The organism is Amycolatopsis sp. NPDC033938 (genome assembly GCF_055575975.1).
Genome location: NZ_JBVIRO010000005.1, coordinates 187210 through 210143, shown reverse-complemented (window position 1 = coordinate 210143; position 22934 = coordinate 187210). Strand labels below are relative to the sequence as shown.

Here is a 22934-nt window from a genome sequence, read left to right as displayed (position 1 = left end):
CATGGCCGGGCCGGGCAGCGAATTCAAGCTGAACTGGACCGATGTCGCGGACATCGTCTGGCTGGCCGCGGCCATCGCTCCCCAGCGCGAAGCCGAGCGGCCAGACCCCGTCGAGGAGCCGAAGCCGCCATCCGACGACGTGCGGATTCGCAACGCGCCTTCGGAGCGCCGGGAAATCCCGCCGCCGCCCGAATCGCGGCAGGTCCCGCCTCCCGGTGGCGAGGCACCGAGCGGCGAAGACGGCTTGGCCGTGGAGATCGACGCCGTCCCCGGCGCGCCGCCCGAACCGGCGGTGGACGGCACGGGACCGGGCGGAACCGTGGTCCTCGAATCGCTGGCGTACTTCCGCGCGTTGAGAAAGGTGAAACGGGAGACGCCCTCGTTGCGACACAACGATGTGGTCCTGGACGAAGAGGCGACCGCCGTCCGGGCCGCGGAGACCGGACGGTGGTGGCCGGTCACCCGATCGAGAAAAGAGCGCTGGCTCGACCTGACGCTCGTCATCGACAACGGCCCGTCGATGGCCTTGTGGCGGCCGCGGGTGTCCGCGTTCGTCGAACTGCTCCGGCAGGTGGGTGCTTTCCGTACCGTTCAGGTCCGGTTGTTGGAAACCGCGAAGGACAACGGTCAGGAGGGTCCCGTTCTCCGTGGTGGCGCGCCCGGCGCGCCCGCCCGCGACCCGAACGAGATCCTGGATTCGTCGGGACGGCGAGTGGTGCTGCTGCTGACCGACGGTGTCGGGGACGCTTGGCAGAAGAAGGACGCGCTGTACCCGATGCTGGCGCGCTGGGGTGCGTCGATGCCGGTGAGCCTCGTCCACCTGCTCCCGCAATGGCTGTGGGGCCGCTGCGGGATGAACCCCCGTAAGGCCCGCTTGCGGGTCCCGAACGCGTTGGCGCCCAACGGTCGCTGGAGCTGCGACCTCGCGGACGCCTGGCTCGATCCCGGTTCGGGGATGCCGGACGGGACCGTCCCCGTCCCGGTGCTCGAACTGCGGCCGCCGTCGCTCGGCTGGTGGGCCGGACTGATGACCGGCGAAAACGCCACGGCCGTCGAAGGAACCGTCGTACTCACCACAGAACGGATTTCCCGCCCCGAATCCGACGACCCGCCGGTAACTTTGTCACCCGCCGAAAGAGTGCACAGATTCCGCAGTGTCGCGTCCCCTCCGGCGCTACGCTTGGCGCAGTTGCTCGCGGCGGTACCCGTCCGTCTCGACGTGGCGAAGCTGGTGGGGCAGCGGTTCGTGCCGGAGGCGAGACTGGAGCACCTCCTCGAACTTTTGCTTTCGGGGATCATGTACGCTCCCGGACTCAGGGAAGGTAAGTCCACTTGGGACACAGGTGGGGTCTTCGCTTTTCCCGAGGCAGTCCGGGAATTGTTGCTCAGTGGCGCGCGGCGGTCGGAGACGGCCAGTGTCGTCCGAGTGGCCGCCACCCATTTCGGTGGCCGGATTCCGCTGCTCGGTCACCTCCGAGACGCCATCGCCGACCCGAACAACACGCCGGATCCGGTGCTCACCCAGGAGTCCTCGTCCGACGTCGAACTGGAGAGCGTTGTCATGCGCGCGCTGTCCGGGCCGTACCTGTCCCGCGCCGACCGGTTGCGGAACGTCGTTCAAGGCCGTAGTTCCCTCGTGTCCAAATCCGTCATCTCCCAATCTGAATCAATCAAGACATCAATCAAGACTGTGAGCCCAAAGATGCCTGAGACGGCCGAACGTCCCTCTGCCTCGACGACCACGACGCAGAGGCGCTCGTCCTACCTCAGTGAACCCGAGTCGAACGAACCGACGACCAGGATCGTCCATCCCGCCGCGTCGGAGACCTCCCGCGATTTCCCCACCCGCGAAGCCGACGACCCGCCACTGGTCTTCGGGAACGTCCCGCCGCGCAACCCCAACTTCACCGGACGGGACGAACTCCTCGTCCAGCTCACCAAACGGTTGAGCAGCGGGACCACCGCGGTGCTCCCGTCGGCGTTGCACGGCCTCGGCGGTATCGGCAAAACCCAGATGGCCACCGAGTACATCTACCGGCACCTCCAGGATTACGACCTCGTCTGGTGGATCGACGCCGCGCACACCACCCAGATCCGGGCCGGTCTCACCGAACTCGCCGGGGTCCTCGGCCTCCAGGGCGCGTCGGAGGCGAGTGTGGCGGTACCCGCGGTGATCGAGGCGCTCCGGACCGGACGGCCGTTCCGGCGCTGGCTGCTGGTCTTCGACGCCGCGGAAAGCCCGGAGACCGTGCTGCCGTTCTTCCCGCGCAACGGACCCGGCGAAATCCTGATCACCTCGCGGAACTCCGATTGGGCGGGCATCGCGCGGCCGTTGGAGCTGGCGGTGTTCAAACGCGAGGAAAGCGTCGAACTGCTCGGCCGCCGCGGCCCGGAGATCGACCCGGACGACGCCGACGAACTCGCCGAGAAGCTCGGCGATCTGCCGCTGGCGGTCGAACAGGCGGCGGCCTGGCGTGCGGTGACGGGAATGCCGGTGCAGGAATACCTGCGCCTGTTCGACGAGTCGGTCGAGGAGATCCTCGACACCGCATCGGCACCCGACAACGAGGTTTCCGTCGCCGCGGCGTGGAACGTTTCGTTCGAGGAACTGAAGACCCGCAACCCGGCGGCTCACCAGATCCTGCACATCTGCGCCTTCTTTTCCCCGGAACCGATTTCCCGTGATCTGCTCACCGGGGTCAACCGGGTTTCGATCTCCCCGGAGCTCGACGCCGCACTGCGCGACCCGATCAAACTGGCCCGCGCCATCCGCGACATCAACCGGTACGGCCTCGCGAAGATCGACCACGGCAACAACACCCTGCAGCTGCACCGGCTGGTCCAGCTGGTCCTGCGCAACCGGGTCATGGCCCGGCAGGTGCACGCGCGGATGCAGCACGGTGCCCATCAGCTGCTCGCCGCGCTGGATCCGAACGACCCCGAGTCGAGCAGGCACTGGTCGCGCTACCGCGAACTGCTGCCGCACGCGTATGCGGCGAACGTGCTCGATTGCGACGACGACTGGCCGCGTCAGCTCATCATCAACCTGATGCGTTATCTGTTCGAATACGGCGATCACGAGGAGGCGGCCCGGCTCGGTCTCGAAGCACGGCGGCGGTTCACCGAAACCCTCGGCCCCACGCATCCGCAGACACTCGACGTCTCTTCGAGGCTGGGCCTCTACCTGTGGGCGATCGGCCGGTACTCCGAGGCCGCGGAGCTCAACCAGCGCACACTCGCGTTGCGCCTCCAGATCTCCGGGGAAGAGAACGAAGAGACCTTCGCTCTCCAGCGCAACATCACGATCGATCTCCGGGCGCAGGGCGACTTCACGGCGGCGACCAAACTGAGCGAAGAGATCTTGCACAAGGCCAAGCGGATGTTCGGCGAAGACGACCCGGAGACGCTCTACGCCGCCTACCAGCACGCGATCAGCCTCCGGCTGACCGGCGCCTACCGGGAGGCGCTGGAACTGGATCAGGACACCCTGCGGCGGCGGATCGAGGTACTCGGCCGCGATCACGTCCGCACCTTCAGCGTCAACAGCGCGCGGAACGTGGACCTGCGTGAGGCGGGCGAATACGGTCAAGCCCGGATCCAGCAGGAGAGGCTCACGGAGGCCTTCATCGCCCGCTTCGGCGCGGACCAGCTGGACGCGGCGGGCAACTCGCTCCTGCTGTCGGTGGCCAGGCGGAAGGACGGCGACCACCCTGGCGCGCTGAGCCTGTCCACCGAGGCACTCAAGAGGTTCCGGCTCGCCTATGGCGACGACCATGGCACGACGATGGCCTCGGCCCTCGCCCATTCGATCGATCTTCGCCACTCGGGCGATCTGGCCGGGGCGAAGAAACTCGGCGAGGAGACCTTCGAGCGGTACCGGAGCGGCCTCGGCGAGCATCACCCGCACACCCTCGCGGCCAACGTCGACCTGGCGGTGACGTTGCGGCTGATGGGTGACCCCGCGTCCGCCCGTGTCCTCGACGAGCGCGCGCTCGAGCAGTTCCGGGTCACCATCGGCCCGGACCACCCTTATGCCGTCATCGCCACGATCAACCTGGCGAGTGACCTGTCGGCGTTGGGTGAGCTCGACCGGGCGGTCGAACTGGGCCGGGACGCTGTCGAGCGCGGCACACAGGTGCTCGGGGAGGACCACGCCACCGTCCTGGCGGCGGCGTTCAACCTCGGGCTGGATCTGGCCGCGTTGGGCCGGACGGAGGAGGCGGCGCCGTTCCACGACCCGATCCTGGCGCGGTACCGCCGGATTCTCGGCGAGGCCCACCCGGGAACGCAGGCGGCCGGTCGTGGTGCCCGTGCCGACTGCGACATCGATCCGATCTTGATGTGAGTCAGTCCGGTACGAGCTGCCCGATCCAGGAGGCGAGCTGGTCCACCGTCGGTGGCCGTGGAGCGGCTCGCAACCGCCGGTGCACCGCGCGGACGAGTTCGGGACAGCGCAGCAGGGCACGGGCGGCGGGATGGGGGCCTCGCGCGGAGAGCGCGAGGCCCAGCCCGACCAGAGAGTTCGGCCGGTCCGGGTCGGTGGCGAGTTCTCGCCGGTATCCCTCGATGGCGTCGAGGAAATCGCCCGCGGCGTAGGCGAAATCCGCGGCGGTGGCGTCGGGTACCGCCGGCGCCGCTCCGTCCGGTGCGGGCGGGGTGCCGCCGACGGCCAGCCGGATCAGGTCGGTTCTGGCGTGGGACCAGTTCCCGTCCGGTACCGGTGTCGGTGGAAGGTCGGTCGCGTCGAGGGTGGCAGGCGGTCTCGGCCTTCCGTCGAGCCACGCCGCCGCCAGTTCGGTGACCACGGCCGGGGCAGGGCGGAGGTGGCGGGCGCGCCAGCCCGCGAGGTGGTCCCGGCAGGCGGCCGCGGCCAGTTCACTCGCCTCCCTCGAGACGGATTCTTCCCGCCAGGCGCCGAGGCGTTCGGCGACGCTGTCGAGGAACCGGCGTCCGGCGGAGGTCAGGGTCGCGTCCGTGCGCAGGGCCAGCAGGGTGCGCCACGTCTGCTCGCGCCAGTACGCGAACTCGAATCCCGAGCGCCGGGGGATCCGGCCGGCTCTGGTCAGCGCACGCCAGAACGCCGTGACGCCGAAGAAGGCGTAGACCCCTTGCAGGGCACCGCTCAACGGCCTCGGATCGTCTCGCCAGGCTACGTAGATCCGTTCCCGCGGGTCGGGTTCGTACAACTCGACCAAATGCAGCAGACCGCCGAGCACGATGTGCTGGAACTCGTGGATGAGGGTCTCGGCAAGCGACGCGCCGTCGGCGGGGAGACCGACCACCGCGCTGCCGAACGCCTCCCCGGTCGAAGCGCTCGGATTCCGGAACAGCACCCGGGGTTTCGGTACCAGCGAGGCCAGGCCCACCGGCATGATGCGGGCCAAACCGGGGAGATGGGCGGCGATCAGATGGCAGGCCTCGTCGATCAGCCGTTGCCAGTCCGCCAGATCCTTGTCCGGCAGCCGTTCCGGCGGGATCGGCTCGTAGAGCCCGCGATAGGGGTCGAGGTCGTCGAGCCACAGTGAGAACCGGTGTGTGCCGACCTGGCTCCGCACCCGCCGGATGCCCCACCATCCCGGGGCGTCGGACGCGGGCGCGTTCGGTAGCCGGACCGTCGTTTCGCCGTTCGTCACGCGGTAGCGGCCGTCCGCGCCTCGTACGGTGGCCGAGGAGAACGTCGCGGTGGCGGGAAATCTGGCCATGCCGAGTGACGGGAGCATCGCGTTGCCCTGCCAAGCCGGGATGGCGGTCTCGAAGTCCAGCTCCGACCGGATCGCCGCGGCCGCCGCGATCGCGTGCGCGTGCCCCAGGTGCATCCACAGTGGACCGACGCCGTCGGTTCCGTTGCGCAGCAGCCGAGTCGTGTATCCCGCCCAGCTCCCGGTGTACGGATTGGTGAGCATCCGGTTCACCGCCCGTGGCGCTCGTGCTTCGGCACGGGCGAGGAGTTCCCAGGCGGAATCCAGCGGTGGCAAGGGGCCCGAATGCTCCGGGAGCTTTGCAGCGTCGGTCAGCAACGTGTGAATCAGCAGTTTGCGCCGGCTCCGCTCGGCCCGGCGCAGGCGCCGAGCCATGTCCTCGTCGCCGTCAAGGCGCGCGAGGGCGTCGAAGTCCCGCCACGACAAGCGGTGGAACGTGGGACGAGCCTCGGCCGGTGGCGGCATCAGTCGATGCGCTCACCGGCTCCGTTGGACCCGCTTCTGTAGCGTGCGCGGACGTTGGTGGTGCGTTCGACGACGTGGTGCGCCGAATGGCGGAAGGCGTCGCTGTCGAGCTCTCGTAACGCGGTGAAAGAGACCGCGTCGAGATCGATCAACGCGGATTCGATGTCCGGTTCCGTGTACGCCGAGAAAGAACTCATCGTGCCGATTCCCTCCACCCCGTGAAACGGTTGCGAGAGTTGAACCTTGACCAGGATAGCCGAGATTTCCCCACCGATCAGTCCTCTTCCGGCGGGGGAGGCCGTCCGGCGGCCAATTCACGCAGCGCGCGGGGCCTGGTGATGGTGACGCGCTGGCGGGCGGTGTGCACCACGCCCAGCCGCCGGAGTTCGTCCAGTCCCCGGATCAGGGTGCTGCGGGAGACGCGGGCGAAGCCTGCCAATTCCCCTTGGTTGAAATGGAGATCGACCTGTTTCTCCGCCGTCGGGTCGAGGTCGTGCTGGAGTGCCAGTTCCAGCAGTACCGCGGCGAGCCGCTGCGGGAAATCCGGTCCGCCGGATTCGAGCCGCAGACGGTCGGATTGCTGCAGCCGGATCGCCGCGGTACGGAAGATCTCCTCGGCGATACGTGGCTGGGCGCGCAGCACACCGAGGAATTTCTCCCTCGGCACGATGAGGGTGTGCACCTCGTCGATCGCCGACATCGTGGCGGACCGGGGGAGTCCGCTGATGGGGGCGATTTCACCGACGATTTCCGAGGGGCCGCGCGCGGCGAGCGGGGCGTCTTCGCCGCGATAGTTGGTGGCGCTGATCTTCACCCAGCCGCGCAGGACGACGAACATGCTGGTGGGCGGGCTGCCCTGGAGGGCGAGGATCTGGCCGGGCTGCCACACCTTCAGGTGGCCGGCGTTCCGGAGAGCGGTTTGCTCGGCGGGCGTCAGGCGACGCCAGGTCCCGAGTTCTCCGTGCTCACCGGCGGAGGAACCGGTCATCCTCGTCCTCCGGTTCCACCGGAACCGGATCGGCGCTGTGTTCCATTTGACGCATCAGCAACTCCCCCGACTCGTCAGCATGGTCAGTGGGCGGAACGGCCCGGAAGTTTCGCACCGGAATCGGTAATTGTGCCAGGCAAGGGGTGAGTCCACCAGGCCTCGGCCCGGCGGCGGGGGAGGATGTCATGCGTAGTGCCGAAAGTGTGTTGGGACGGCCGAAGGATCATCGCCACACGGCCGCCGGTCAGAATCCGCGGACCCCCAGGGCGGTGGGACGGAGGCCGGCTTTCTTCGCGCCGCATCCGCCGCTGATGTCGGGCGGGTGGTACCAGTGCGACGATCACGAGGTCGTCGGGCCGGGGCGGTATCCGGTTCCGCGTCCGCAGGCCAAATCCGTCAAGGCGGCTTTGCTGTGGACGCTTTTCCTGGGCCCCTTGGGGTTCTGCTACGTGTCACCCATCGGAGGGCTGATCGCGACGGCGGTCTCGGTCACGGCGATCACCTTCGGGGGAGCTTCGCTGATCGCCGTGATCTGGCCGGTCGTCATGGTGCTCTCGCTGGCGGCCTTGCCCCGGCGCTCCGAAGACGGGAGATGAGTGACACCGAAGCCGTCCGGCCGGAACCGGCCGGATGAGCCGGGTGGGGGCCGCTCAAGGGGGGCGGCCCCCACCGCGGGCTCCACCCTGCTGAAGGTGCCACCATCCGAAAGTCGCTTCCTTGTGCTCCGATCATGCGGCAGGCCGCCGAAACTCTTGAACCCGAGCAGCGGTATATGTTTCCATCTGCTCGTTAGCCGCGCCAAAGGTGCAGTTTCGAACACCTTCGAACGGGTTCAACGCAGTTTCTGGAGGGCTCCGTGCGCCGTCGTACCCTGCTGAAGGCCGCTGGTGCGGCTTCCGCCTTCACCCTGCTCCCCGCGAGCGTCCGGCAGGCGCTCGCCGCCGACGCGCCGACGGGTGGCCTCGACGTCATCGAGCACGTCGTGGTCTTCATGCAGGAAAACCGGTCTTTCGACCACTACCTGGGGACACTGCGCGGTGTCCGCGGCTTCAACGATCCGGCCGCGATCAAACTGCCTTCGGGGGCGTCGGTCTTCCAGCAGCCCGACGGCGCGGGCACCTTGCTTCCGTACGCGATCGACGACCAGTTCATGGCCGACGTCGACCACAGCTGGTCGGGCGGGCACCGGGCGTGGAACAAGGGCCGTCACGACGCGTGGCGCGCGGCCAAGGGCGTGCGCTCGCTGACCTATCACACGCGATCGGCGCTGCGGTTCTACCACGAGCTGGCCGACGCCTTCACCGTCTGCGACGCCTACCACTGCTCGGAAATGGGCCCCACCAATCCGAACCGGATGTACCTGTTCACCGGGAGCCTCGGGTACGAGCCGGACGGGACGACCCGCGCCATCGGCAACGCGGCCTGGCAGAACCCCGGGCACACCGGCTACACCTGGAAGACCTACGCCGAGCGGCTCCAGACCGCGGGACGCAGCTGGCGGGTCTATCAGGAATGGGACAACTACGGCGACAATTCGCTGGACTACTTCAGCAGTTTCCTGGCCGTCGGCACCAAGGCGCTGTCGAAGGTGAAGGACTCCGCGGGCAAGGCGTTTCCGAAGCTGGAGTACTTCTACTACGCGCTGGCCTCGGCTTCGGCCGCGGAGCGGACCCGATTGCTCGACGGACTGGCGGCCGGCGTGGCGACCCTGACCGCCGCCGAGCGTGCCCTCTACGACCGCGGTCTCGCCAGGGTCGCGCCGAAACAGTTGCCGATCGCCTTCAAAAGCGATGTCGACGCGGGCAGGCTGCCGTCGGTGTCCTGGATCGTCGCGCCGGAAGCGCAGACCGAACATCCCGCGTGGGGGCCCAACACCGGTGCGGATCTGGTCAAATCGATCCTCGACACGATCGCCTCCAAACCCGAGGTGTGGAACAAGACGCTGTTCCTGCTGACCTACGACGAGGACGGCGGCTTCTTCGACCACATGCCGCCGCCCGCGCCGCCCGCGTCCGATTCGGAGGGCAAGAGTTCCGTCGCCACGACCGACGAATTCGTCTCCGGTGAGCCGATCGGGCTGGGCGTGCGCGTGCCGATGTTCGTCATCTCGCCGTGGAGCCGGGGCGGGAAGGTGTGTTCGGAGGTCTTCGACCACACCTCCGTGCTGCGGTTCCTGGAACGGTGGAGTGGCGTCGGCGAACCGAACATCTCGCCGTGGCGGCGCGCCGTCTGCGGTGATCTGACCTCGGCGCTGGACACCACGGCCCCGAGCGCGACCTATCCGGCGCTGACCAAACCGGTGCCGACGAGCGGGCCGTGGAACACCCAGCCGCAGCCGCCTTCCGTGCAGAAGCCGCCTGTGCCGGAGAGCGGGGTGCGGACGGCGCGGCCGTTGCCCTATCAGGTGACGGCGTCGGGACGCGTGACCCCTGAGCGGTTCTGGATCGACTTCGCCAACACCGGAACCGCGGGCGCGCATTTCTACGTCTACGCCACCGCATACCGGACGGACGGGCCTTGGCGGTACACCGTCGGCGCGGGCGCGACGCTCTCGGACTACTGGCAGGTGGGCACCCCGGACGGCGCGTACGACCTCACCACGCACGGCCCCAACGGTTTCCTGATCCGGTTCGCGGGCAACCGGATCACCGCGACCACCGCGGGCAAACCGAATCCGGAAGTCGTGCTCCGGCAGGGTTCCGGCGTCGTGTACCTGAAGATGACCAACAGCGGTGGCGCCGCGTGCGAGCTGACCGTGCGCACCGGGAACCGGGGCGGCGGGCCGTGGAAGTACGCGGTCGCTCCCGGCGCGACGGTGGAGGACTGGTTCAGCGTCGAAGGCGGCATGGGCGGCTGGTACGACCTGACCGCCCAGGGACCCGACGGTTTCGTGCGCCGGTTCGCGGGCCATGTCGAGACGGGCGCCGAGACCATCAGCGACCCGGTGATGGGCTCCGGGCCGCTCCCGGCCACCGTCCGCTCGGCCGACAGTCAGGAGACCGTTGGCGAATCCGGCGCCGCCACGAACGCCGTCGACGGTGATCCCGCGACCTATTGGCACACCAAGTGGTCGGATCCGTTGCCCCACGAGCTGCAGCTCGATCTGGGTGCCGCCCGCACCGTCACCGGCCTGACCTATCTTCCGCGCCAGGACGGCTCCGACCACGGCCGCATCGGCGGCTACGAGGTCTACCTGAGCGCCGACGGTTCGGCCTGGGGGAGCCCGGTCGCCACCGGGACCTTCCCCGACGACGCGGTCCTGAAAACCCTGCGGTTCTGGCCGACCCGTGCCCGCTATGTCCGCCTGCGTGCCCTCACCGAGGCGGGCGGACGGGGCCCGTGGACGTCCGCGGCGGAGGTCGTCGCGCTGGGCTGGAGTTGACCTGACGGGCAGAATTCCCTGCCCTCAACCCCCCTGGTCGCCACGACAGCCGGATTTCTGGTGCTCGGCCAGACCCTCGCCCGCCCCAAGACCTCGTGAGTGGTGATGACGGTCAGAGGGAAGGCGTAACTCGCGTGCCTGGATCCCGCACTCGGGTGTTCCGGCTTCAAGCACGCGAGATCCGGCTCTGAGCACGTGAGTGCGGTGCTACGTCAACCAGGCCGCTGCTCTGCCCGGATGCGCCACCTTCGCCTCAGCTCTCGATAAGGCGTCGCAATCGTCCACAAGGGACACCGTCGTGGGTGTTATTGAGAAGTAGGGCAAACTCTGGTGCGTTCGGTGTCCCCAATGTGGCATTGAGGGACTCGTATTTGTGTGGAGCTTGTGCGGGTTGCCGACGCGGTCCGGGTGGGGAAGATTCCGGACGTTGAGCGTCCGGAATCTTCCCCGCTCGATCGCCGGTCCACCGGTCGTGAGCGGGCACAAGCTTGATCAACGGAAGATCCGGGACGTTGAGTGTCCCGAATCTTCCGTTGATCAAGAGGTGAGACCAGGCGACGATGCCCGCGGAACCACCCCCGTCCAGATCGGGCGTAGGTACACAAATGCGGGTTCCCCTTGGAGACTTTGCGTGTCCCAAAGCCACATTGGGGGCACCGGTTCCGCGACGCGACCGGAACCCCGTTCTGAAGGGAACTTTCGAGACGTTCAACGTCCCAAAGGGAGCCTTCGCGACACCCCAGGCCACGAAGACCTCACCCGGCCCCGGCGGGCACCAACCCGCCAGGTTCGCGTTACCTCTCGATAAGTAGCGTTGGTACGTGAATCGTTGGACCTGAGGCTGGTGTGACTAAGGGGACTTTTGTGGTGGTGTCTTTGCGCGTGAAGGCCCCCTTCCCTCGGCTCAGCCGAGGGAAGGGGGCCTTCACGCGCATCAGAACCGGGCGTCAGGGATTCACATCCACCCGCGAGCGGGCGCGCCGGCGCCCATCCCCAGTTCTAACGCTACTTAGTGAGAGGTAAGGCAAAGTTGTCGTGGCCGACACCTCTGCGGCCTGTTCTGTCGAAGCTGTGGCCCCTGCTTCTCATGTCGCGAAAGCTTCTTTCGGGACACCTCACGAGGGGCTACGCCCAGGTGACGGGCAATTCGTGGACGCCGTAGATGTTCATGTCGGTCTTGAGCTTCACCTCGTCGGCGTCCACGGCGAGCTTGAGGTTCGGGAAGCGGCGTAGCAGTCCCTCGAAACCCGCGCGCATCTCGATCCGCGACAGCTGCTGGCCGAGGCACTGGTGGATGCCGTGCCCGAAGGACAGGAGACCGCGGGCGTTGCGGCGGATGTCCAAGGTGCCGGGGTTCTCGAAGCGTCGCGGGTCGTGGTTGGCGGCCAGCAGCGAGATGATGACGGTCGACCCCTCGCGGATCGTTTCGCCGCCGAGTTCGATGTCTTCCGTGGCGTAGCGGAAGAAGATGTCGGCGACGGACAGGTAGCGAAGGAGTTCTTCGACGGCGCCGGGGAGCAGTTCCGCGTCGGCGCGCAGTTCGGCCAGCTGTTCGGGGTGTTCGAGGAGCGCGAAGGTGCCCAGCGCGAGCATGTTCGCGGTGGTCTCGTGGCCCGCGAGCAGCAGGAGGAAAGCGGCGCCCGCCAGCTCCTCGATGGCGAGGTCGTCGTGGCGGCCGAGGTCGGACAGGATGTCGTCCTCCGGTGTCTCGCGTTTGCGCGTGACCAGTTCGGTGAGGAAGGTGTTCATCCCGATGAACGCGGCCATTTTCTCTTCCAGCGTCTGGTCACGGACCATGAGCTGGGCGGAGTTGGCCTGGAAGTTCTCCCGGTCCTCGTAGGGGACGCCGAGCAGTTCGCAGATCACCAGCGACGGCACCGGCAGCGCGAACTCCTTGACCAGGTCGACCGGTGGGACGAGGTTCGTCATGGCGTCCAGCTGCCGTTCAGTGATTTCGACGATGCGCTCTTCGAGCTGCTTCATCCGTTTCACGGTGAAGGCGCCGGTGAGCCGCTTCCGCAGCCGTCCGTGGTCCGGCGGGTCCATGGCGACGAACATGCCCGGCATCGGCGGGGACGGTTCGGTCGGGGCAGGCATGCCCGGCGTCTCGTACGGCATGTGGAGGACGCCGATGTCCTGGCGGGAGCTGAACCGGGTGTCGGCCATCAGCTGCCGGACCTCTTCGTAACCGGTGACGAGCCAGCCTTCGTGGCCGTCGGGGAAGATCATGGGACTCACCGGACGGGCGTCGCGCAGCCGCGTGATCTCGCGGGGCGGGTCGAAGGGACCCGCGTCGCGCTGCATGGGGAGGCCTTGCGGGACGGGAACCGGCTGAGTCATCGGGACGCCTTTCGTGGTGGGTGTGAGGACGACCTTCACCGATCGGGCTGACACCGGCCTGACACCGCGCTGACACAGCCCGTGTCAGCGGCGTGGCGGAGGCGTGTCAGCACGGCCGCCCAAAGTGGCTCCCATGACAGAAACAGCGATCGCGGTCTCCGGACTGCGCAAGACCTTCGGAGACAAGGTCGTGCTCGACGGTATCGACCTCGACGTCCGGGCAGGCACCATTTTCTCCCTGCTCGGCCCGAACGGCGCGGGCAAGACGACGACGGTGAACCTGCTGACCACCTTGATGAAGCCCGACGGCGGGACGGCGAGGGTCGCCGGGCACGACATCGTGACCGGGGCCAAGGCGGTGCGGGCGGCGATCGGGGTCACCGGTCAGTTCGCGGCGGTGGACGAGCTGCTCACCGGGCAGGAGAACCTGCAGTTGATGGTGGACCTGAGCCGGGGCTCCACCGGTGGTAAGCGGGTCGTCGACGAACTGCTGGAACGCTTCGACCTGGTGGAGTCGGCCCGGAAGCCGGCCTCGACCTATTCCGGCGGCATGCGCCGGAAACTGGATCTGGCGATGACGCTCGTCGGCGAGCCGCGGATCATCTTCCTCGACGAGCCGACCACGGGTCTGGACCCGCGCAGCCGTCGCACGATGTGGTCGATCATCCGCGAACTGGTCGCCGGCGGCGTGACCATCTTCCTCACCACCCAGTACCTCGACGAAGCCGATCAGCTCGCCGACCGGATCGCGGTCCTCGACCAGGGCCGCCTGGTCGCCAAGGGCACTCCCGACGAGCTCAAGCGCCAGATGCCGGGGACGCACGTCCGGCTCCGGTTCGCCACCGTCGCCGAACTCGACGCGGCGGCGCGGATCTTCCCCGGTGCCACCCGGGACGACGAGGCGCTGGCCCTGCGGGTGCCCAGTGACGGCGGGACGAAGTCCCTGCGGTCACTGCTGGACCGGCTCGACGAGTACTCGATCGGCGCCGAAGAGTTCTCCGTTCACACCCCTGATCTCGATGACGTTTTCCTCGCCCTGACGGGCCACAAGACGGAGGCCGTACAGTGACCACCCCCTCGATCGTGATGCTGCGCCGCAACTTCAAGCACATCACCCGCAATCCGACCTCGGTGTTCAACGCCGTCCTGATGCCGGTCGTCATGATGCTGATGTTCGTGTACGTCTTCGGAGACGCGTTCAGCGTCGGCGTCGACTACATCGACTACGCGACGCCGGGATTGATGCTGCTGGCCGTCTGCTACGGCCTCGGTGCCACCGCGACCGCGGTGAACTCCGACATGACGAAGGGCATCATCAACCGGTTCAAGGTCATGGACGTCTCCCGCGGCGCGGTGCTGACCGGGCACGTCGTGGCGAGTGTGCTGACCAACCTGGTCGCCATCGTGGCACTCGTCGGGGTGGCCTTCGCCCTGGGCTTCGCGCCGTCCGCGAGCTTCCTCGACTGGCTCGGCGTGCTCGGTGTCGTCGTGCTCCTCGGTGTCGCGGCGGGCTGGCTCACGGTCGCGCTGGGTCTCGCGGCGAAGTCGCCGGAAACCGCGGGTATGGCGTCCGTGCCGCTGGTCATGCTGCCGTTCTTCAGCAGCGCGATCGTGCCGGCGGAGAAGATGGGGCCCGGACTCCGTGAGTTCGCGGAATACCAGCCCTTCACCCCGATCATCGAGACCCTGCGCGGGCTCCTCAACGGCGCACCGGCCGCCGGTGACGTGATCCCCGCCCTCGCGTGGAGCGCCGGGATCGCGCTCGTCGGGTACCTGTGGGCGTCCTCCACCTTCAAGAAGCGAGCGTGACCTCGGCCAACGTGGTCCAGCTCGTCCGCGCACCCTCCTGCGCCGCCTCCGCGAACTTCGCTTCGCCGAGGCGGCGCAGCGTCGTCTGCTCGACCTTGGCCACGTCCGGATGGGCACGATCCGGCAGCCCGCGCAGCTTGTCGGCCGCCCCCAGCAGCCGCGCGGCCTGCTCGGGCTCGTCGCGGCGCAGCGCCAGATCGGCGACTCCGACGACGATCTGGGCGATCAAGGGCTGGAACTGCGCTTCGGCCGCCGCCTGGCAGGCCGCCTCGCGATGCTTGCGGGCCTCGTCGAGATCGTCGGCGAGGTAGCCGAGCAGGTCGTGCGTGATGGCACGGACATGTCCCAGATCCGCTTCGGCCCCCATCACGCTCGTCGCGATGCCGAGTTGCCGCGAGGCTTCCTCGGCCTCACCGCGCCAGTGGGCGAGTTCCGCCTGCGCGAGGGCCAGCATGCCCAGCGTGCCCGGCCAGGTCACCTGTTCCGCGTACCGCATGGCCTCGGCGTTGGCGGCCGCGCTGGCGTCCTCGTCACCTCGCAGCCAGTACAGCTGGGCGAGCCGCGACCGCAGCCGGATGAGGTCCTCGACGGAGCCGACCTCGGTCACCACCGTGACCGCCTGTTCGTAGTACTCGCACGCGCCGGCGAACTCGCCGCGCGTGGCCATGCGATCGGCCAGCTCGGTCAGGGCGAACGAGATGCCGAACCGCTCGCCGAGCGCCCGGAACTCGGTGAGGGCCTGCTCGAGATAGGTCTCCGCCTCCCGTCCGGGACGACCGAGCGCGATCCGCATCTTGCCGAGGTGCAGCCTGGCCAGCGCGCGGACCCAGGGGTCTTCGTCGGCCAGTACCGGCTCCCACGCGACCAACGCGTCCGACCCGGCCAGCATGCGTTCCAGCGGGACGACGAGCCCCGTCAGCGGGTGTTTCATCTCGGCGTTCTGGCTGAGCCGGTACGACTCGTGGATCCACTTCGCGGCGGTGTGTTCGTCGGCGTAGCCGGAGCTCACGAACAGCGAGACGAGCCCGTACACCACGGCTCCGACCCCGTCGGCCACCTCGCCGGGGAGGTCGACGGCCGCGGAGACCAGCTCCATGCCTTCGGTCCGGTGCCCGCCGAGCCACCAGTACCAGCCGCACGCGGCCGCGAGCCGCATCGCCTCTGGCGCCTCACCCGCCGCGAGCGCGCCGCGCATCGCGGAACTGATGTTGTCTTGTTCGGCATTGAGTTTGGCGAGCCATTCCAACTGCTCGGTACGGCGAAGCATCGGCTCCGCGGCCTCGGCGAGTTCGGTGAAATAGGCGAGATGCGCGTGGCGCGCCAATACCGTTTCGCCTGCCTCGGCGAGCCGTTGCTCGGCGTATTCCTTGATGGTGCCGAGCATCCGGTAGCGCGGTGCCTCGTCGCCCGCGGCGACCAGCAGCGATTTCTCGGTCAGCGCGGTGAGCAGCTCGAGCACCTCGTACTGCTCGACGGCCTCGCCGACGCAGACCCGCTCGGCCGCTTCCAGGCTCGCCCCGCCCGAGAACACCGAGAGACGGCACAGGACCGTCCGTTCGGCGTCGGTCAGCAGTTCCCAGCTCCAGTCGACCATCGCGCGCAGCGTCCGGTGCCGGGGCAGCGCGGTCCGGCTGCCGCCGGTCAGCAGGCGGAACCGGTCGTCGAGCCGGTTGGCGAGCTGATCGATGGACATGGTGCGCAACCTCGCCGCGGCCAGTTCGATCGCCAGCGGCATCCCGTCCAGTACCCGGCAGACGCGCGCCATCGTCGCCAACGTGTTCTCGTCGGCCACGAAATCCTTGCGCACCACGCTCGCCCGGTCCCTCAGCAGCCGGACGGCGGGGGAGGACTCGATCTCACCGGGACCGGCGTGCCGATCCGGCAGGGCCAGCGGGACGACGTGCCACAGTGCCTCGCCGGTGATGCCGAGCGGTTCCCGGCTCGTCGCGAGGATCCGCAGCCGACGGCATTCCCCGAGCACGCGATGGGCGAAGGCCGCGGCCGATTCGATCACGTGCTCGCAGTTGTCCAGGATCAGCAGTACTTCGCGGTCGCGGATCGCGGAGACGACCCGGCCGGTCGGCTCGGGGTTCGGTGTGTCGGCGAGCAGTGGGTCCCGCAGGCTGAGCGCGGTGAGCGTCGCCTGCGCGATGTTGTTCCCGTCGTGCTGTCCGGTGCCGCTCTCGGCGCCGATGGCCGCGAGCTCCACCAGCCAGGCGCCGTCCGGGACACCACCGAGCAGGGTGCGCACGGTTTCCGTGGCGAGCCTGGTCTTTCCCGAACCGCCCGGCCCGATCAGGGTGGTGAGCCGGTGCTCGGCGACGAGGTCACGCACGGCGGCGACATCGGCGTCCTTGCCGACGAAACTGGTCAGTTCCGCGCGCACGTTGGTCTTGCGGTTCTCCTCCCGCCGCCCCAGTTCGCCGCGCAGCAGCGCGACGTGTACCGCGGACAGCTCCGGCGAGGGATCGACGCCCAGTGCGTCGGCCAAGGCCTCCCGCGTGCGCTGGTACACGAGCAGCGCCTCGGTGTCGCGTCCGGTCGCGGCGAGTGCCCGCATCAGCGCGGCGACGAGCCGCTCGCGCAGCGGATGCGCGGCCACCAGGTCGGTCAGTTCCGTGACCACCTCCGCGCCTTGGCCGAGGTCGATCTCGGCGTCGAACCGGTCTTCCAAGGCCGTCAGGCGCAGCCCTTCGAGCCGGGTGACCGCCGCGTCGAACGCGCCGCTTTCCGGCAGGCCGACGTCCTGCATGGCCGCGCCGCGCCACAGGGCGAGGGCCTCACGCAGCCGCCGCGGCTCCGTGTCACCCCGGCCATGGCCGAGGAGGCGTTCGAACCGCACCGCGTCGACGTCGTCGGGCGCCACCTTCAGCCGGTAGCCGTCGGTCTGCCCCTCGACGACACCGTCCGGCAGTACCTTCCGCAGGCGGGAAACCAAGCGCTGCAAGGCGTTCGTCGCGTCGGCGGGTGGCTGTTCACCCCAGATCCAGTCGACGAGGGTGGCCTTCGGGACCACCCGCCCCGGTTCGAGCGCCAGCGCGATCAGCAGCCCGCGCAGCCGGGCGCCCGGGACGTCGGCGAGGCCGCCGTCGTCCGTGCGAACCTCGAAGGGGCCCAGAATCCCGATCTGCATTGCGCCGATTTTGCCACGATGATCGGCCGGTCTTACGACTTACCGCTGATCCTGGCCGAACCGACCGAGGCGGCGGCGATCGCCCTGGCGGCGGTCTGGGTCGACGAACCGGAGTTCAGGCTGGTCAGCGAAGTCCGGTCGAGGGCGTGCACGACGAATTCGTAGGTGTTGACCGTCGAGGGTGAGCACGGTCCCTGGTAGCCGTAGAGGCTCGCGCTCCCGCGGTAGTAGACCTGCCTGGCGCCCGCGGGGACCGAAGGCCGGTAGACGTGCTGGACGTTCTGGGGGAGCGAGGTCGTGCTCACCGGGATGTCGTAGATGACCCAGTGGATGAGGTTGGCGTTGTCCAGGTCGCGCATGACGAGCGCGTAGCTCTTGGCGGCGGTGGGAGCACCCGACCAGGCCAGTGGCGGGGATTCGTTCTTCTTGGCGGGGTCGTTGCCGCCGCCGCTGGTGCACTCGTGGACCTTGGGGATGACGCCGCCGTCGACGAAAGCGGTGCTGGACAAGGTGAACGCGCTTTGTTCCGCTGCCGCCGTGGCAGGCGAAACGGCGAACAGGCCGGTGAAGAGCAAGGCGCAGAACACGATTCTCGTGCTTCTCATCGGAGGCTCCCGAGGCAGTGGTGGTTCCCGTGCGCCCGATTCAGCCTAGGCAGCCGGAAAACCGGCGGCTAGCGCACTTTCCCGGCCGATCGGGGTGTTTTCGCCGGTTCCCGGCCGCGGCTCAGGCGCGGACGAGGACGGAGAAGTAGATCGGTTTGCTGGCGGGGAACAGTTCCCGGTCCTGTTCGTCGACCATCTTCCAGAAGATCTTGCAGTCGACGGGTGCGGTCGGCGGAGTGCTCACGGTGACCGTCACCTGCACATGCCCCTGCGGGGCGGTGTCGTTGACCGGGATCCGGTCCGGGGTGCGGCAGGTGCCGGGCGCGACCGGGAGGTCGGTGCGGCGCAGATACCGCTTCCGCCAATCGACCGTGCCGGTGTTCTTGATCTCCCACACCTTCACGAACTGGGTGCCCGGTTTGACGACGGTGTCGTCGGGGATGGTCACGTCGGCGATGAACTTGCTCGAGTCGCCGGGATGCGGCGGCCCGGCCACTTCCTGCCCGCCGGGCAGCAGGATGACCACGACGGCGGCGACGGCGGCGACAAGGACCAGGGCGAGCGGGATCAGGACACGTTTGGACCGCCATCGCGGAGCGGGGTCCGGTTCGCGGTCGGCGGCGAGCACGAGCTGGACGCCTTGCCATCTCGCGTGCCACTCCTCCTCGTCACCGTCGCAGGCGCGGACGAATTCCCGGACCGTCTCCCACGGCTGGAGCCGTTTGCCGGTGACGGTGAGGTGCAGGGTCGCGTGGGACACCGCGCCGGACTTCGCGGCCATCTTCCGGAACGACGGTTCCCCGGCCCGCGTCCGCAGCTTCCGGAGCTCGTCCATGAAGGCTTCCAGCTCCGGTGCCCGTTCGTCTGTTCGCGGTTCCGACACGCTTCCCCTCGCGATCGTGTCTGATGTGACAACGATTTTCGTCACTCTGCGCGGCCAGGTGACTATATCGCGACCGGTGTCCGGATCGCCGTGCCGACCAGCGGCATCGCCCTGGCCGTCGCCCTGTCAAACGCTGTCAACCTGCGCTTTTTGACGTCAGACGTTCCGTACAGCCGGTTCCGGCTGACACCGCTTCCGGGCCAGTGTCGACCACGAGCTGTTCACAGGGAGCAGCGCCGAGAGAAGGAGCAGTCATGCGCAAGGTGGCAACCGCCGCGATGTTCACCGCTCTGTCCGGAGCCGCGCTCATGGGGATCACGGCGGGACAGCCCGCGGTGGCCGCGCCGACGGTCAACATGGAGGCCGTGGTCAAGGCGGCCATGTGGGATCCGTACAAGTCCGACCAGTCGATCACGCCCGGCTCCGGTCCGAGTGTCAAAGTCGTCGAAGAGGCGCTGGCGGCGAAGAACCTGCTCGACAAGAAGCAGGTCGACGGTCACTTCGGCACTTCGACGGTGACCGCGTACAAGAAGTACCAGAAGTCGCTGGGGCACAGCGGCCTCGCCGCCAGTGGCCTGCCGGGCAAAGGCTCGCTGACCGAGCTGGGCAAAGGCCGCTACACCGTGACGGCGCCGATCAGTGTCGGCTCGAAGACCACCGTGGACGGCAAGACGGTCAACAAGCGCACCGCCGACATGCTCGCGGCCGCGGAGAAGAAGGCCGGGGTCAAGTTCACCGTCACCCAGGGCTCGTACAACGCCGGCGGGGTCGGTGCCTCGGGCGGTACGCACGACGGTGGGGGCGCCGTCGACATCTCGGTGAACAACATCTCCAACAAAAACGCCGCGGTGAAGGCACTGCGCGAGGTCGGGTTCGCCGCGTGGCACCGTACGCCGAGCCAGGGCAACTGGGCGGAGCACATCCACGGCATCGCGATCAGCGACACCGACATGTCGCCGCAGGCCCAGGCGCAGGCCGGTGACTACTTCAAGGGGCTGAACGGGCTGGCGAGCCACGCCAAGGACGACGGTCCCCAGGTGAAGAAGGTGACCTGGGAGGAATTCAAGCGCGGATGACCTCTTGAGGAGGCGCGTGCCGTGAAGGCCTCCTTCCCTACCTTGAAAGTAGGGAAGGAGGCCTTCACGGACTTTCAGGGGAGAGGGCCTTCAGGGGAGAGACCGCCGCCAGTGTTCGGCAGCCGCGCTCATGTCCTGGTGCAGAGACCGGAAGAACCGGTTGCTGTCGGCCAGCCGGGCGCCCGCCGGGCCGTCGACCAGCCCCGCACCCCGCCGGGTGAGTTCCGCCCACCTGGTCATCGCATCGAGACTGGCCTGCCAGGCCCGGTAGCCGAACTGGTCGTCGATGACGTACCGCTGCCGCCTGCCGTCACGTTCGCGGGCGATCAGGCCGCGTTGTTCGAGCCAGCCGACGGCCTTGGAGACCGACGCCGGGCTGACCTCCAGGTGCGCGACGAGGTCGACGGCGGTACCGCTGCCGGTGTCGCTGGTGAACAGGCAGGCCAGGACCCTGGCCATCATCGGCGGCACGCCTGTTCCGGCCATCATCTCGGCGAACTCGCGCTCGAAGTCGCGAAGTGCCTCCGGCGTGCGCACACCCGGGTCGGTGTGGACGGGCGGACCGGGGGCGCGGCGGCGTGCCCGCCACCGGGTCGCCTGCTGTGCCTGGTGGGCCCGGTAGCGGTGGGCGCCGCCGTTGCGCGCCACCTCGCGGATGATCGTCGACTTGGGGCGGGCCATCCGGCGGGCGATCTCGGCGTAGGTGAGCCCGGCCGCCAAGCCCGAAGCGATCTGCCCGCGTTCTTCGTAGGTCAGACGGTTTCCCGGCACCCGTCCTCCAGGCTCGGTGCATTCAGCTCCATGGTCATTGCATCGATTGTAGGTCCGTGACCTCGATGAATGGCCTTTTCGCGTGGTAGGACCCGGAAAAACGGCTCTACTGTTTCGTCGACAGTGAAGAGATCGGGAGGTGCACGCGGAATGACAGCCAAGGTTTGCCTGGTCACCGGTGCTTCGTCAGGGATCGGCCACGCCACCGCGCTGGAACTGCTTCGCGCCGGCCACACCGTCTACGGTGCCGCGAGGCGCGTGGAGAAGATGGCCGACCTCCGGGCCGCGGGTGGTCATCCGCTGAAGATGGACGCCCGCGACGAGGACGACCTCCGCCGCGCGGTGGAAACCGTCCTCGACGAGCAGCAGCGGATCGACGTCCTGGTCAACAACGCCGGAACGGTGCTGCACGGTGCCATCGAGGACGTACCGCTGGACAGCGCGCGAGATCAGCTCGAAGTCAACCTCCTCGCGCCTGCCAGGCTGGTGCAGCTCGTGCTGCCCGCCATGCGCGCGCGGCGGTCCGGCACGATCGTCAACGTGTCGTCGATCGGCGGCGAAATCGCCCTGCCGCTCGGCGCTTGGTACTACGCGTCGAAGCACGCGCTCGAAGCCTTCTCCGACACGCTTCGCATGGAGGTCGAGCCCTTCGGCATCGACGTCGTGATCATCCAGCCGGGCATCATCAAGACCGAGTTCGAAGACCGGACTTCCGCGCAGCTCAGGGAGATCTCCGGCGGCGGGGCGTACCGGGAGATGGCGGAAGCCATGGCACGGCACGGCGAAACCGGCCTCAGCGACGGCTCGGACCCCGGCGTCGTGGTCGAAGCCATCCGCCGTGCCATCGAGGCTGAACGTCCGGAAACGCGCTACGCCGTCGGCCACCTCGCGGAGAAGCTCCTCGAACTCAACCGGACCCTCCCGGACCGGGAGTTCGACGCGCTGGCCACCCGCGCCACGAAATGACTCAGACGCCCGACCGTTTGCCGATGGGCTCGGGCCCGGCTCCCCGGCGGCGAGTACGGACCGCCCCGACCCACAGCAGCACGGACACCATGGCACTCGGCGCCGCCGTCAGGTAGACCGGCCACGCGCGGAAACCGGACACCCACAACATGACGACCAGGCCGAAGGTGATCAGGGTCCAGGCCAGGGCGAGGCTGTTGCCCCGGTGTCTCCATCGCGCGAAGCGGCCTCGTATGCCTGCCGCTCTCCTCGCACCGTCAGCCGGTTTCATGACCGGTGGGTACCCGCTCTTCGCCTGGTCAACCCCAGAAAATGCGGCGCGCTCCGCCGCGTTCGGTCCGCTGACCGCGGGGTGGCGGCACCGATGGGTGAGGCCCGGCCGTTCGAATTGCCGCGGGCATGGGGCGGTGTGACCCTGAAAGGACCGAACGACACCACCACCACGAAGTACAGGAGTCGTCATGACCACCACCGAGATGCCCGCCGTCCACGAATGCACGGTCAGCGGCTGTTCCTACAACCACGACGGCTGCCACGCTTTCGCCATCACGGTCGGTGGCGGGAACGGGTCGGCCGACTGCGGAACCTTCGTCCCGCTCAACACCAAGGGCGGTCTCGATCGGGTGACCGCGCAGGTGGGTGCCTGCTCCCGCTCCGATTGCCGCCACAACTCCGCGCTGGAATGCACGGCTTCGAGCGTGCGGGTCGGGCCTGGTGAAGGCGACCACGCCGCGAACTGCCTGACCTACGCCCCGTAAGGATCGCCAGGTCGTGAGTGGCGATTCGGGTTTGTACACCCATAGCCACGCCAGTCCAA

Annotated in this window: 17 protein-coding genes; 8 read left to right on the top strand and 9 right to left on the bottom strand. The window is 68.4% G+C overall.

The window, feature by feature from the left end; genetic code table 11:
- Position 1 precedes the first annotated feature (1 nt).
- Positions 2–4345: an FxSxx-COOH system tetratricopeptide repeat protein gene (fxsT, locus tag ACZ5ZX_RS16845; protein ID WP_465502906.1), complete on the top strand. Its 4344-nt coding sequence runs from the start codon at positions 2–4 to the stop codon at positions 4343–4345.
- Between the two features lies 1 nt (position 4346).
- Here the strand turns inward: fxsT and ACZ5ZX_RS16840 are convergent, their stop codons facing one another.
- The 3 genes from ACZ5ZX_RS16840 to ACZ5ZX_RS16830 form a co-directional block, all read right to left on the bottom strand.
- Positions 4347–6125, bottom strand: a complete 1779-nt coding sequence (locus ACZ5ZX_RS16840; protein ID WP_465502905.1) for an aKG-HExxH-type peptide beta-hydroxylase — start codon at positions 6123–6125, stop codon at positions 4347–4349.
- Positions 6126–6163: 38 nt separating this feature from the next.
- On the bottom strand, positions 6164–6361 hold the full coding sequence (locus tag ACZ5ZX_RS16835; protein WP_465502904.1) for a hypothetical protein: 198 nt from the start codon (positions 6359–6361) through the stop codon (positions 6164–6166).
- A 77-nt stretch (positions 6362–6438) separates the two neighbouring features.
- Complete coding sequence (locus ACZ5ZX_RS16830) at positions 6439–7152, bottom strand: Crp/Fnr family transcriptional regulator (RefSeq protein WP_465502903.1); 714 nt, start codon at positions 7150–7152, stop codon at positions 6439–6441.
- Between the two features lie 269 nt (positions 7153–7421).
- On the opposite strand from ACZ5ZX_RS16830, the gene ACZ5ZX_RS16825 reads away from it, so the two are divergent.
- Positions 7422–7748, top strand: coding sequence for a hypothetical protein (locus ACZ5ZX_RS16825; protein ID WP_465502902.1), 327 nt, complete (start codon positions 7422–7424; stop codon positions 7746–7748).
- A gap of 260 nt (positions 7749–8008) precedes the next feature.
- Positions 8009–10534: a phosphocholine-specific phospholipase C gene (locus ACZ5ZX_RS16820; RefSeq protein WP_465502901.1), complete on the top strand. Its 2526-nt coding sequence runs from the start codon at positions 8009–8011 to the stop codon at positions 10532–10534.
- Positions 10535–11659: 1125 nt separating this feature from the next.
- On the opposite strand, the gene ACZ5ZX_RS16815 is transcribed toward ACZ5ZX_RS16820, so the two are convergent.
- Complete coding sequence (locus tag ACZ5ZX_RS16815) at positions 11660–12874, bottom strand: cytochrome P450 (protein WP_465502900.1); 1215 nt, start codon at positions 12872–12874, stop codon at positions 11660–11662.
- Positions 12875–13007: 133 nt separating this feature from the next.
- Between ACZ5ZX_RS16815 and ACZ5ZX_RS16810 the strand changes: the two genes are divergently transcribed.
- Entirely contained in the window at positions 13008–13943 is a 936-nt protein-coding gene (locus tag ACZ5ZX_RS16810; protein WP_465502899.1) for an ATP-binding cassette domain-containing protein, read from the top strand.
- A gap of 17 nt (positions 13944–13960) precedes the next feature.
- Positions 13961–14683, top strand: a complete 723-nt coding sequence (locus ACZ5ZX_RS16805) for an ABC transporter permease (protein ID WP_465503104.1) — start codon at positions 13961–13963, stop codon at positions 14681–14683.
- Here the strand turns inward: ACZ5ZX_RS16805 and ACZ5ZX_RS16800 are convergent.
- The 3 genes from ACZ5ZX_RS16800 to ACZ5ZX_RS16790 form a co-directional block, all read right to left on the bottom strand.
- Entirely contained in the window at positions 14667–17816 is a 3150-nt protein-coding gene (locus tag ACZ5ZX_RS16800; protein ID WP_465502898.1) for an AfsR/SARP family transcriptional regulator, read from the bottom strand. The genes ACZ5ZX_RS16805 and ACZ5ZX_RS16800 overlap by 17 nt on opposite strands.
- A gap of 32 nt (positions 17817–17848) precedes the next feature.
- Entirely contained in the window at positions 17849–18421 is a 573-nt protein-coding gene (locus ACZ5ZX_RS16795; protein ID WP_465502897.1) for a YbhB/YbcL family Raf kinase inhibitor-like protein, read from the bottom strand.
- Between the two features lie 121 nt (positions 18422–18542).
- Positions 18543–19256, bottom strand: coding sequence for an NBR1-Ig-like domain-containing protein (locus ACZ5ZX_RS16790; RefSeq protein ID WP_465502896.1), 714 nt, complete (start codon positions 19254–19256; stop codon positions 18543–18545).
- 302 nt (positions 19257–19558) lie between these two features.
- Between ACZ5ZX_RS16790 and ACZ5ZX_RS16785 the strand changes: the two genes are divergently transcribed.
- Positions 19559–20380 (top strand): peptidoglycan-binding domain-containing protein, encoded by an 822-nt coding sequence (locus tag ACZ5ZX_RS16785; RefSeq protein ID WP_465502895.1) that lies wholly within the window; start codon positions 19559–19561, stop codon positions 20378–20380.
- 90 nt (positions 20381–20470) lie between these two features.
- On the opposite strand, the gene ACZ5ZX_RS16780 is transcribed toward ACZ5ZX_RS16785, so the two are convergent.
- Positions 20471–21151, bottom strand: coding sequence for a GbsR/MarR family transcriptional regulator (locus ACZ5ZX_RS16780; protein WP_465502894.1), 681 nt, complete (start codon positions 21149–21151; stop codon positions 20471–20473).
- A 150-nt stretch (positions 21152–21301) separates the two neighbouring features.
- Here ACZ5ZX_RS16780 and ACZ5ZX_RS16775 point away from each other — a divergent pair, with 150 nt between their 5' ends.
- A complete protein-coding gene (locus ACZ5ZX_RS16775; protein ID WP_465502893.1) occupies positions 21302–22117 on the top strand; it encodes an oxidoreductase in 816 nt (271 codons plus the stop codon).
- Position 22118: 1 nt separating this feature from the next.
- Here the strand turns inward: ACZ5ZX_RS16775 and ACZ5ZX_RS16770 are convergent, their stop codons facing one another.
- Positions 22119–22388, bottom strand: coding sequence for a hypothetical protein (locus tag ACZ5ZX_RS16770; RefSeq protein ID WP_465502892.1), 270 nt, complete (start codon positions 22386–22388; stop codon positions 22119–22121).
- Positions 22389–22578: 190 nt separating this feature from the next.
- Between ACZ5ZX_RS16770 and ACZ5ZX_RS16765 the strand changes: the two genes are divergently transcribed.
- A complete protein-coding gene (locus ACZ5ZX_RS16765) occupies positions 22579–22875 on the top strand; it encodes a DUF1540 domain-containing protein (protein WP_016331847.1) in 297 nt (98 codons plus the stop codon).
- Positions 22876–22934: the final 59 nt, after the last annotated feature.

Excerpts from the sequence above, each read along its gene's own strand:
- fxsT (WP_465502906.1), top strand. The coding sequence starts at position 2 with ATGGCCGGGCCGGGCAGCGAATTCAAGCTGAACTGGACCGATGTCGCG.
- ACZ5ZX_RS16835 (WP_465502904.1), bottom strand. The coding sequence starts at position 6,361 with ATGAGTTCTTTCTCGGCGTACACGGAACCGGACATCGAATCCGCGTTG.
- ACZ5ZX_RS16830 (WP_465502903.1), bottom strand. The coding sequence starts at position 7,152 with ATGACCGGTTCCTCCGCCGGTGAGCACGGAGAACTCGGGACCTGGCGT.
- ACZ5ZX_RS16815 (WP_465502900.1), bottom strand. The coding sequence starts at position 12,874 with ATGACTCAGCCGGTTCCCGTCCCGCAAGGCCTCCCCATGCAGCGCGAC.
- ACZ5ZX_RS16810 (WP_465502899.1), top strand. The coding sequence starts at position 13,008 with ATGACAGAAACAGCGATCGCGGTCTCCGGACTGCGCAAGACCTTCGGA.
- ACZ5ZX_RS16805 (WP_465503104.1), top strand. The coding sequence starts at position 13,961 with ATGCTGCGCCGCAACTTCAAGCACATCACCCGCAATCCGACCTCGGTG.
- ACZ5ZX_RS16800 (WP_465502898.1), bottom strand. The coding sequence starts at position 17,816 with ATGCAGATCGGGATTCTGGGCCCCTTCGAGGTTCGCACGGACGACGGC.
- ACZ5ZX_RS16795 (WP_465502897.1), bottom strand. The coding sequence starts at position 18,421 with ATGAGAAGCACGAGAATCGTGTTCTGCGCCTTGCTCTTCACCGGCCTG.
- ACZ5ZX_RS16790 (WP_465502896.1), bottom strand. The coding sequence starts at position 19,256 with ATGGACGAGCTCCGGAAGCTGCGGACGCGGGCCGGGGAACCGTCGTTC.
- ACZ5ZX_RS16785 (WP_465502895.1), top strand. The coding sequence starts at position 19,559 with ATGCGCAAGGTGGCAACCGCCGCGATGTTCACCGCTCTGTCCGGAGCC.
- ACZ5ZX_RS16775 (WP_465502893.1), top strand. The coding sequence starts at position 21,302 with ATGACAGCCAAGGTTTGCCTGGTCACCGGTGCTTCGTCAGGGATCGGC.
- ACZ5ZX_RS16770 (WP_465502892.1), bottom strand. The coding sequence starts at position 22,388 with ATGAAACCGGCTGACGGTGCGAGGAGAGCGGCAGGCATACGAGGCCGC.
- ACZ5ZX_RS16765 (WP_016331847.1), top strand. The coding sequence starts at position 22,579 with ATGACCACCACCGAGATGCCCGCCGTCCACGAATGCACGGTCAGCGGC.